The organism is Saccharopolyspora sp. 7B (assembly GCF_020177435.1).
In the GTDB taxonomy this organism is placed as follows: domain Bacteria; phylum Actinomycetota; class Actinomycetes; order Mycobacteriales; family Pseudonocardiaceae; genus Saccharopolyspora_C; species Saccharopolyspora_C gregorii.
This window is the reverse complement of sequence record NZ_JAIUKC010000209.1, coordinates 1-9,666: the sequence shown is the minus strand read 5'-3', so window position 1 is coordinate 9,666 and position 9,666 is coordinate 1. Positions and strand designations below refer to the sequence as shown.

Genomic DNA, 9,666 nt, shown 5'->3' with positions numbered 1-9,666 from the left:
GGGGGGCCCGCCCCCCCCGGCCCCCGCGGGGGGGGGGGGGGCCCGCCCCGGGCCCCCACTGGGCTGGCCCCCCCGGGCCGGCCCCCCCCCCCGCGGCGGGCGCCCCGCCGGCGCACCGGAACGGAGTGAACGGACCGTTCGACCAACGAGATCGGACAAAGGGTCCGTTCACTCCGCTGGTCGGTAGGGTCGGGGCATGCGGGTCGCTGGCGTGGTGCTGGCCGCGGGGGCGGGGCGGCGGTTCGGGATGCCGAAGGCGCTCGTCGACTACCGCGGCACCCTCCTGGTCGACCGCGCGGCCCGCGTGCTCACCGAGGGTGGTTGCGCACCGGTGCTCGTGGTGCTGGGCGCGGCCGAGGCGGAGGTGCGCGCGGCGGCGGAGCTGCGGGGCGTCGACGTGGTGTCCAACCCGGACTGGGACAGCGGGATGGGTTCCTCGTTCCGGGCCGGTCTCACCGCGCTGGCAGGGGAATCCGCGGACGTGGCGGCAGCGCTGTTCCTGCCGGTGGACATGCCGGGCGTGACGGCGGAGGCGGTGCGCCGGGTCGCCGCGCACGCCGCGCCGGACGCCCTCGCCGCCGCATCACTCGACCAGCGACGCAGTCACCCTGTGTTGCTGGGACGCGCGCACTGGCGGGGGGCCGCGGCGACGGCCGTCGGAGATGCGGGTGCGCGCGGTTACCTTCGTGATCACGCCGTCACCCTGGTGAGGTGCGATGGCGTCTCGGAAGGTTTCGATATCGACCGGCCCGCAGACCTCGACCGCGGCTAACCCGTAGAGTCGGCTGTCACGCGTGAGGTGACGCCGAGCCACCGTCCGCGGCTGCGGCGCCCGCCGAGCAGGAGCGCCAACCCGGTCGGTGCGCGCGTGACCGGCCCGCAACAGCGCCGACGGGGAGGCAACATGGCAACGGGACACATCACGGCCAACTACGTGCCGGACGGCGACGACTGGTCGGTCACCGTCTCGACCGGGCAGACGACCCGCACCGCCCGCGCTCCCGGCCTCATCGCCGCCCGGGACCAGGCCGACCAGCTCATCGAGCACTTGGCGCCGAACCCCACCGGCCGCGTCGTGATCCACCTGCTCAACGGCGACGGCTTCGCGTTCAGCACCGCCTACCTGCAGGCGCGGCACGGGTTGTCCGACGAGGCGACCCGCCAGGCCGCTGCCGCCGCCGACACCGCCAGCGCGCACGCCGCGCGGTGACCCGGCGCCCCGCGCCCTGGATCGGAAGATCACCCGAAAGGTCCGGCGGAAACCACGCCCCCACCACTTCTTCCTAGGATGGTCGCCGTGAACGCACCGACCAGCAGCTTGCCCGACGGGACCGGCCGGTCCCCCGGACGCGGCCGGCCGCGGGACGCCACGCGCGACGCAGCCCTGCGCACCGCGGCGATGGAGGTCCTCGCGGAAGTCGGCTACCGCGCGCTGACGATGGATGCCGTCGCGGCCCGGGCCCGCGCGGGCAAGGCCACGATCTACCGGCGTTGGGAGTCGAAGCTCGACCTGGTGATCGACACCTGCAACGAGCTGGTGCAGCGCAACATCCCGGAGCCGGACACGGGCAGCGTGCCGGGCGACCTCGGCGAGTTCCTGCGCGCGTTCGCCACCTTCCTCACCGGGCCCGCGGGGAAGGCGGCGCAGGCGCTGGTCGGCGAGCTGCCGCACGAGCGGGAGCTCGCGGCGGCGTTCCGCGAGTCGTTCCTGCTGCCGCAGCGCGACGTGCTGCGGCGCATCGTGGAGCGCGGTGTGCGGCGCGGCGAGATCAACGCGCAGGCTCCGATGGACACCGTGGTGGAGCTCGCCGGTGCCGCGCTGCTGCACCGGCTGATGCTCACCGGTGAACCGCTGGACACGCGGTTCGTGGACCGGTTGCTGGCGGACGCGCTGCTGCCGCTGCTGCACCGCGACGTGTGAGCGCCGGCGTGCTGCGCGGGACCATCTCCCGGCTGCACCGCTGGCCGGTGAAGTCGTTGCGCGGCGAGGCCGTGCCCGCGGCCCGCTTCGACGAGCGCGGCATGGCCGGCGACCGGGCGCACGTCCTCGTCGACCAGCGCGAGCGGCGCGCCGGTTCGGTGCTGACGGTGCGGCAGAACCCGGCGCTACTGCACTGGTCGAGCGGCTACGGCGCGGAGGTCGTGGATCCGGTGCCCGCGCCGACGCTGCACGCGCCGGACGGCACCGCGTGGGACTGGGCCGATCCGCGGCTGCCCGCGGCGCTCACCGGTTCGCTGGGCATCCCGCTGAGCCTGCGCAGCGAACCGGGCAACCAGGACCGGGGCCCGACGGTGCTGGTCACCGTGCAGTCCACGTTGGACGCGCTGGCCGCCGACCTGGGTGCCCCGGTGGACCTGCTGCGGTTCCGGCCGAACGTGCACCTGGAGCTGGACGTGCCGCCGTTCGCCGAACTGGGCTGGGGGCCGGGAACCACCATCACCAGCGGCGAGGTCGATTGGGAGGTCGTCGGCCCGAACTCGGGGGCCTGCGTGCGCTGCGCGGTGCCCAGCTGGGACGCGGGCGGGCGGACGCGGTGGAAGGAGTTGCAGCGGCGGCTCATCGACCACTGGGACAACCGGTTCGGCACCATCGTGCGCGTCTCCCGCAGTGGCACGGTGCACCGCGGGGCGGCCGCGGTCGTGCGCCCAGCAGGGTCGTGACCCCGCGGACGCACGCCGCGCGGCTCAGCGGAAGATCTTGCGCACGACGATGACGGCGACCAGTGCGCCGACCCCGATCATCGCGTAGCGCACCCGCGGGTCGTTCAACTTCTCCTGCACGCTGGCCTTACCGGACTCCACGAACCGCTTGGGGTCCGCCTTGGTGCTCAACTCGTCCAGTGTCACGGCCAGCGAGTCACGTGCCTTCTCGATGTCGCGCTGAATGGCGTCCGGATCACGAGCCACGCCGTCCTCCTCCATGTTCACCTGGCTGGTGACACCGTAGATCACACGTCAGTCCCGGACCCACCGACCGTTCCCCGAGTCGAGGCAGCCAGCGCCCGCCGAACCACCCGGCCGGGGACACAACGGACATCACCAACCGTTAGGCTGGTGCGCACTGGGGGCCGTAGCCCAATTGGCAGAGGCACTAGGTTTAGGTCCTAGCCAGTGCGGGTTCGAGTCCCGCCGGCCTCACCGTCCGCCGCTCGGCGCCGTCGCATTTCCGCGCCCGCACCGTCGAATCGGACGGCCTTCCCCGCTTCCTCCGTCGTGGCCCCGCGATCGCGGGACCTCGCGCCACGGGGTCAGCGGTCGGAGTGGGTGAGCCCTTCGATGGTGAGGGCCTTGCGGCGCTGGTGGACCGTCAGGTAGCGGAGCCCGGACTCCCCGGCGAGGAATTCGCGGCGCGAGCGCTTCGGCAGCCAGAGCAGCACGCCGGGAGCGAGGGGGACGTCGCCGCCTTCGGTGCGCAGCGTTCCCGTTCCGCGCAGCACGTGGATCAGCACGTCGAGGTCGGGCCCGGCGTGCGCGTCGATCTTCCGGCCCGCGGGCAGCTGGATGACGTTGGAGTCGAGGTCGCGGTCGCGGACGGGCAGCGCCCACACCGCACCCGCCGCGTCGGGGTCGTCGCCCAGGTCGCCGGTGTCGCAGAGGATCCGGGGCAGCGGCGTCGAGTGCAGCCTGCCGATGCGCACCCGCCACTCCCGCGGGCCCTCGGCCAGGTACTCCCAGCTGAAGCCGCCGGGGAAGTCCGCTTCGAACTCGCCGCGCAGCGGCTGCGGATCGTGGTCGTTGACCAGGACGACCGCTTCACCGGGGGCGAGCGCGGCGAAGGCGCCGAAGATCGCGGGGTGCTTCTGCGGTTTCGGCAGCGCGCGGACGTCGAGCTCCTGCTCGGGCATGGGGCCTCCCGGGCCTGTTTCCACAACGATCGGTTGTATAAACTCTACGACCAGGACCGGCAGCGGAACCAGGGCACCTCCCCGGCCCGCGCTCACGGCCACCAAGCGAGGAGATCGTCATGGGCGGGAACCCGGCCCCGGCAGCGTCCGGGCGGCGGCGGGAAGTGCTGGCGCTGCTGCGGGAATCCCGCGCGACGTGGGACATCACCGCGCTCGCGCGACGGCTCGCGGTGCACCCGAACACGATCCGGTTCCACCTGGACGCCCTGGTCGGCGCCGGGCAGGTGGAGCGCGTCGACGCGCGGCGCCCCGGCCCGGGGAGGCCGCCGCTGCTGTTCCGCGCCAAACCGGGCATGGACCCGGCCGGACCGCGCGAGTACCGGCTGCTCGCGGGCATCCTCGTCGACGAGGTCGCGCAGGCCCCCGATCCGGTGCGCAGCGCGGGCGAGGCCGGGCGGCGCTGGGGCGCGCGGCTCGCCGGCGGCACCCCGCGGTCCACCCGGACGGACGCCGTCGAGCACCTGGTGGGCCTGCTCGACGAGCTCGGCTTCCGGCCCGAGACGCGGGCGAGGGGCGCGGAGATCGGGCTGCGGCACTGCCCCTTCCTGGAACTCGCCGAGCAGCAGCGGCAGGTCGTGTGCCAGGTGCACCTCGGCCTCATGCAGGGCGTCACGGCGGCGACGGGTTCCCCGGTGACCGTCGATCGGCTGGACGCGTTCGTGGAGCCCGACCTGTGCGTGGCGCACCTCGCGCCCGAGGAGCGGGTGTGACCGCGTGGGCGGTCGCGGCGGCCGCCACCTTCACCTGGGTCGGCATGGTGCTCGCGATCTCGTTCGTCGAAGCCCCGCTGAAGTTCCGCGCGCCCGGCGTGACCGTGCCGATCGGGCTGGGCATCGGACGGTTGGTGTTCCGCGCGCTCAACGCCGTCGAGCTCGTGCTCGCGCTGGTCGTGCTGAGCTGCCTCGCCGCGCGGACGCCGCCGGTCGCGACCTGGGTCGCCTCGGGACTCGCCGTGGCCGCGCTGGCGGCGCAGCTGCTGCTGGTGCGGCCGGTGCTGGGCCGGCGCACGCGCGCCGTGCTCGCCGGTCAGGAGCCGCCGCGCTCGCACGCCCACCTCGCCTACGTCGCGCTGGAGGTCGGCAAGCTCGTCGCGCTGCTGGCCGGCGGCGTCCTGTTGCTCACGTCCTGAAGGGGAGACCGTTGGCCACGACCTCGCTCACCGAACTCGCCGCCGAACGGCTCGCCGCCGCCCAGCGCTCCCGCGCGGGACGGGCCGCGAGCACCGTCCACGGCGGGTCGGGGCACGCGTTGCGGCAGGTGCTGCTCGCGCTCACCGCGGGCAGCGCGCTCGCCGACCACGACAGCCCCGGCGAAGCCACGTTGCAGGTGCTGCGCGGTTCGGTCCGGGTCACCACCGGGTCCGATTCCGTCGCGGCGGCGGAAGGCGATCACCTCGCCCTGCCGCGCGAACGGCACGGCCTGACCGCGGTCGGCGACGCCGTGGTGCTGCTGACCGTCGTCGCGCCCACCTCGTGACGCGGCAACCTCGTGACACGGCCGGTCGCTACCGGCGGATGAGGCCGCGGTCGACGGCCACGGCCACCGCCGCCGTGCGGGAGTCCACGCCGAGCTTGCCGTAGATGTGCACCAGGTGGGACTTCACCGTGGCCTGGCTGAGGAACAGCCGCTTGCTGATCCGCTGGTTCGACAGGCCGTCCGCGACGAGCTCCAGCACCTCCGTCTCGCGGCGGCTCAGCGCGGTGCCGGGCGTGCGCATCCGGTCCATCAGGCGGTGCGCGATGGCCGGCGCCAGCGCGGACTGGCCGGCGGCGGCGGTGCGCACGGCCGCGGCCAGCTCCTCCGGCGGTGCGTCCTTGAGCAGGTAGCCGGTGGCTCCGGCTTCGACCGCGGCGAGGATGTCGGCGTCGGTGTCGTAGGTGGTCAGCACCAGCACGCGGGGCGCGTCCGGCAGCGCCGTGATGGCGGCGGTCGCGTCCGAGCCGTGCATGCCCGCGCCGAACCGGAGGTCCATCAGCACCACGTCGACCTGTTCGGTGCCGGCGAGCGCGACGGCGCGTTCGGCGCTAGCGGCCTCGGCGACCACCTCGAAGTCCGGTTCGGTGTCGAGCACGGCGCGCAGGCCGGTGCGCACCACCGGGTGGTCGTCGGCCAGCAGCAACCGGATGGTCCCGCTCATCGCACGTCCCCTTCCGCCGCGGGCCTGCGCGGGAAGCTCACCGCGAGCGCGGTTCCCTGCCCCGGCGCGGACTCCACGCTCAACGTGCCACCGAGCGCGCGGGCCCGCGCCCGCATCGCGGCCAGCCCGAAACCGCCGTCGACGCGCCCGGCACCGGACTCCGCCGCCGGGTCGAACCCGATCCCGTCGTCCACCAGGTCGAGCGCGACGCGGGTGTCCATGTAGGTCAGCGTCATCTCCGCCGCCGCGGCCCGCGCGTGCCGGACGGTGTTGGCCAGCGCGGACTGCGCGATCCGCAGCAGCGCCACCTCGAACGGGGTGGGGATCTCTGCCGGTTCGCCGTCCAGGTGGAACCGGACCGCGGCCCCGGAATGCGCCGAAGTGGTGGCGCACAACCGTTCCAGCGCCGCCGGCAGCGATCCCCCTTCCAGGTCGGGCGGGGTGAGGGCGTGCACGAAACGCCGGGCCTCCGCCAGGTTGTCCTGCGCCTCCCCGCGCGCCCGCAGCACGTGGTCCGCGGCCAGGTCCGGCTGGTCGGGCAGGGCGCGTTCGGCGGCGCGCAGCAGCAGCTGGATGCTGGAGAGGCCCTGCGCGAGGGTGTCGTGGATCTCCTTCGCCAGCCGCTCCCGTTCCGCGAGCACGCCCGCGGAGCGCTCGGCCGCGGCGAGGTCGTGGCGGGCCGCGGTGAGCTCCTCGATCAGCTCGCGGCGCTGCTCGCTCTCCCGGTGCAGGGCCTGGTAGCCGAGCACGACGGCCACCGCGACGGCCGCGCCGAGCGCGGGGCCGAGCGCCGCCGCCGGGGTGAAACCGCCCTGGTGCCAGGCGAAACCGGCGATCGCGAACACCGTCGTGAGCAGCACGACCGGCAGTCCCGAGCGGTCCGGCAGCAGGTGCAGCTGCAGGAAGAACAGCGGGAACGCCAGCCACACCCCGTCCGGGGTGAGCCACAGCAGCACCAGCCACACCGCGCCGAGCAGGCCGAGCCACACCGCCGCGGCCCACTTCGACCGGCTCACCCCCGGCAGCAGCGGTCCGGTGGCGTACACGGCGGCCAGCGCGGTGGCGGCGGCGATCACCGCGCCGGGGTGCGGCAGGTCGGTGGTGACGGCGTGCACGGCGGCCAGCACGAGCAGGCCCGCCATCAGCAGGTGCAGGCACAGGCGCAACGCGCGCAGCGGTCGGGTGAGGGTCAGCGGGTCCACGGTGTTCCCAGGCTACGTGCTGGTCAGGGCGGTGCATCGATCGAAAGGTTGATTCGCGCCCGCACCTTTCGACACCGCGGAGCCGACCGGCGGCGCGATGTTCCGCGGCGTCCCAAGGACGAGTGTTGGTGCCGTGCCGGGCAGGGACCCGGCCGGAACGTGAGAGAAAGGCACTCGACCGTGTTCGTCGCCACCAGAGACCTCCGATTCGCGAAGGGGCGGTTCGCCCTGATGGGGACCGTCATCATCCTGATGACCCTGCTCGTCGGGTTGCTGTCCGGCCTGACCGCGGGCCTGGGCCGGGAGAGCACCTCGGCCATCACCGACCTGCCCGCCGACCACGTGGTGTTCTCCGCGCCGGCGGAGGGCCAGGGGCCGACCTTCACCGAGTCCGAAGTGGACCGGCAGCAGTGGGAGCGGTGGCGCGAGGTTCCCGGCGTGCACCGCGCGGACCCGCTGGGCATCGCCACCGCCAAGGTGCGGTCCGGCACGAGCAGCACCGCGCTGGCCACCTTCGGTGTCGAACCCGGCTCCGCGCTGGTGCCCGCGGGCGGCGCCGTCGGTCCCGGGGAGGTCGTGCTCTCCGAAGGGGCCGCCGACGACCTCGACGTCGGCGCCGGGGACGCCATCACCGTGTCGGGGCAGGAGCTGCGGGTGACCGCCGTGTCCGGCGACGCCTCCTACAGCCACAACCCGGTGGTGTGGACGAGCCTCGCCGACTGGCAGCGGCTGTCGCCCGGCAGCGAGCGGCAGGCGACCGTGATCGCCCTCGGCAGCGACGACGGCGCCGACCTCGCGACCGCCGACGCGCGGCTGGGCACCAGCACCGCCACCACCGCAGGCGCCCTGTCGGCGATCAGCTCGTACAGCTCGGAGAACGGGTCGCTGCAGCTGATGCAGGCGTTCCTGTTCGCGATCTCCGCGCTGGTCATCGGCGCCTTCTTCACCGTGTGGACCATCCAGCGCGGCGGGGACGTCGCGGTGCTCAAGGCGCTCGGCGCCACCACCCGCTACCTGCTGCGCGACGCGCTCGGGCAGGCCGTGGTGCTGCTCGTCGGCGGCACCGCCATCGGCACCGGCATCGCCGCCGCGATCGGTGCGGTCGCCGTGGGCACCGTCCCGTTCGTGCTGGAGGCCGGCACGGTGCTGCCGCCCGCCGCCGTGATGGTCGTGCTGGGCGCGCTCGGCGCGGCGCTGTCGGTCCGGCGCATCACCGCGGTCGATCCGCTGACCGCCCTGTCCACCCGCTGATCACCCGGCCAACCCGCTGATCGCCCGGCCACCGGCTGATCACCCTGCCGGCCCGCTGATCACCTCGAACCAGGAGCCAGTCATGAGCTTGCAGTTGCGCGACATCACCCTCACCTACCCCGACGGCGGTTCCCGGCTCACCGCCGTGGACCACGCCGACCTGGACGTGCCCGCCGGTTCGGTGACGGCGGTGATCGGCCCGTCCGGTTCGGGCAAGTCCAGCCTGCTCGCCGTCGCCGCCGCGCTGGTCACGCCCGACTCCGGCCGGGTCGTCGTGGACGGCACCACCGTCACCGGCATGAACCAGGCGCAGCTGACGGCGGTGCGGCGGGAGAAGATCGGCATCGTCTTCCAGCAGCCGAACCTGATCGCCTCGCTGACCGCGGCCGAGCAGTTGCAGGTCATGGCGCACCTCGACGGCCGCTCGGCGCGCGACGCGCGGGACCGCGCGGTGGAACTGCTGGACGCGGTGGGCCTGTCCGGCGAGAAGGACCGAAGGCCGCACCAGCTCTCCGGCGGGCAGCGGCAGCGCGTCAACATCGCCCGCGCGCTCATGAACGACCCGGCGGTGCTGCTCGTCGACGAGCCGACCAGCGCGCTCGACCACGAGCGCGGGGCCGCCGTGATCGACCTGATCACCACGCTGACCCACCGCCGCGCCACCGCGACCGTGCTGGTCACGCACGACACCACCCACCTCAGCGGGGTGGACCAGGTCGCCGAGGTCCTCGACGGCCGGGTCCGCGTGCCCGCGGCGAGCTGAGGGGACACGATCATGCGGAAGAGCTTCTTCGCCGCGGTGGGCTACGCGGTGCTGGGCCTGCTGGCCGGGGTGTACTACCGCGAGCTGACCAAGGCGCAGGACTTCGTCGGTGACACGCAGCTCTCGGTGCTGCACACCCACCTGCTGGTGCTCGGCACCCTGGTGTTCCTGCTGGTCCTGCTGTTCGAGCGGGCCGCCGGGCCGGCCCGGAGCAGGTGGTTCGGCCGGTTCTTCTGGACCTACAACGCCGGGCTGCTGGTCACCACGGGCGGCATGGCGGTGCACGGCACCAGGACCGTGCTGGGCGAGCCGACGGGCGCCGCGCTCGCCGGCACCTCCGGGCTCGGCCACGTCCTGCTGACCGTCGGCCTGGCGTGCCTGTTCACGGCGATCCACCCCACCCTGCCC

General features: G+C 74.2%; 14 protein-coding genes and 1 tRNA gene. 11 read left to right on the top strand and 4 right to left on the bottom strand.

Features of this window, described 5'->3' with window-relative positions:
- Positions 1-196: 196 nt before the first annotated feature.
- The 4 genes from LCD33_RS26295 (at position 197) to LCD33_RS26280 (ending at position 2,661) form a co-directional block, all read left to right on the top strand.
- On the top strand, positions 197-772 hold the full coding sequence (locus LCD33_RS26295) for an NTP transferase domain-containing protein (RefSeq protein WP_224960603.1): 576 nt from the start codon (positions 197-199) through the stop codon (positions 770-772).
- Between the two features lie 132 nt (positions 773-904).
- The gene (locus LCD33_RS26290; protein ID WP_224960604.1) at positions 905-1,210 is read left to right on the top strand and encodes a hypothetical protein; all 306 of its coding nucleotides are present in this window, start codon (positions 905-907) and stop codon (positions 1,208-1,210) included.
- Positions 1,211-1,297: 87 nt separating this feature from the next.
- A complete protein-coding gene (locus LCD33_RS26285) occupies positions 1,298-1,921 on the top strand; it encodes a TetR/AcrR family transcriptional regulator (RefSeq protein ID WP_224960605.1) in 624 nt (207 codons plus the stop codon).
- Positions 1,918-2,661 carry an MOSC domain-containing protein gene (locus LCD33_RS26280; protein WP_224978388.1) on the top strand — a complete coding sequence of 248 codons (744 nt, stop codon included), beginning with the start codon at positions 1,918-1,920 and terminating at the stop codon, positions 2,659-2,661. Before LCD33_RS26285 ends, LCD33_RS26280 begins: the two co-directional genes overlap by 4 nt.
- A 24-nt stretch (positions 2,662-2,685) precedes the next feature.
- On the opposite strand, the gene LCD33_RS26275 is transcribed toward LCD33_RS26280, so the two are convergent.
- Positions 2,686-2,907, bottom strand: coding sequence for a DUF3618 domain-containing protein (locus LCD33_RS26275; RefSeq protein WP_224960620.1), 222 nt, complete (start codon positions 2,905-2,907; stop codon positions 2,686-2,688).
- A gap of 157 nt (positions 2,908-3,064) precedes the next feature.
- On the opposite strand from LCD33_RS26275, the gene LCD33_RS26270 reads away from it, so the two are divergent.
- Positions 3,065-3,138 (top strand) — tRNA-Leu (locus tag LCD33_RS26270).
- Positions 3,139-3,248: 110 nt separating this feature from the next.
- On the opposite strand, the gene LCD33_RS26265 is transcribed toward LCD33_RS26270, so the two are convergent.
- A complete protein-coding gene (locus LCD33_RS26265; RefSeq protein ID WP_224967860.1) occupies positions 3,249-3,845 on the bottom strand; it encodes a DUF2249 domain-containing protein in 597 nt (198 codons plus the stop codon).
- Between the two features lie 119 nt (positions 3,846-3,964).
- On the opposite strand from LCD33_RS26265, the gene LCD33_RS26260 reads away from it, so the two are divergent.
- The 3 genes from LCD33_RS26260 to LCD33_RS26250 are packed head-to-tail and all read left to right on the top strand — an operon-like array spanning position 3,965 to position 5,381.
- Complete coding sequence (locus LCD33_RS26260; RefSeq protein ID WP_224960611.1) at positions 3,965-4,615, top strand: metalloregulator ArsR/SmtB family transcription factor; 651 nt, start codon at positions 3,965-3,967, stop codon at positions 4,613-4,615.
- Positions 4,616-4,659: 44 nt separating this feature from the next.
- Positions 4,660-5,034: a hypothetical protein gene (locus LCD33_RS26255; protein WP_224960621.1), complete on the top strand. Its 375-nt coding sequence runs from the start codon at positions 4,660-4,662 to the stop codon at positions 5,032-5,034.
- An 11-nt stretch (positions 5,035-5,045) separates the two neighbouring features.
- A complete protein-coding gene (locus tag LCD33_RS26250) occupies positions 5,046-5,381 on the top strand; it encodes a LuxR family transcriptional regulator (RefSeq protein WP_224960613.1) in 336 nt (111 codons plus the stop codon).
- Positions 5,382-5,409: 28 nt separating this feature from the next.
- On the opposite strand, the gene LCD33_RS26245 is transcribed toward LCD33_RS26250, so the two are convergent.
- On the bottom strand, positions 5,410-6,042 hold the full coding sequence (locus LCD33_RS26245) for a response regulator transcription factor (RefSeq protein ID WP_224960615.1): 633 nt from the start codon (positions 6,040-6,042) through the stop codon (positions 5,410-5,412).
- A complete protein-coding gene (locus LCD33_RS26240; protein ID WP_224960617.1) occupies positions 6,039-7,244 on the bottom strand; it encodes a sensor histidine kinase in 1,206 nt (401 codons plus the stop codon). Before LCD33_RS26240 ends, LCD33_RS26245 begins: the two co-directional genes overlap by 4 nt.
- A gap of 180 nt (positions 7,245-7,424) precedes the next feature.
- On the opposite strand from LCD33_RS26240, the gene LCD33_RS26235 reads away from it, so the two are divergent.
- The 3 genes from LCD33_RS26235 to LCD33_RS26225 all read left to right on the top strand — a co-directional run.
- A complete protein-coding gene (locus tag LCD33_RS26235) occupies positions 7,425-8,495 on the top strand; it encodes an ABC transporter permease (RefSeq protein WP_224960623.1) in 1,071 nt (356 codons plus the stop codon).
- Positions 8,496-8,577: 82 nt separating this feature from the next.
- Entirely contained in the window at positions 8,578-9,258 is a 681-nt protein-coding gene (locus tag LCD33_RS26230; RefSeq protein ID WP_224960618.1) for an ABC transporter ATP-binding protein, read from the top strand.
- A 12-nt stretch (positions 9,259-9,270) separates the two neighbouring features.
- A partial coding sequence (locus LCD33_RS26225) for a DUF2871 family protein (protein WP_224978387.1) occupies positions 9,271-9,666 on the top strand: 396 nt, incomplete at its 3' end.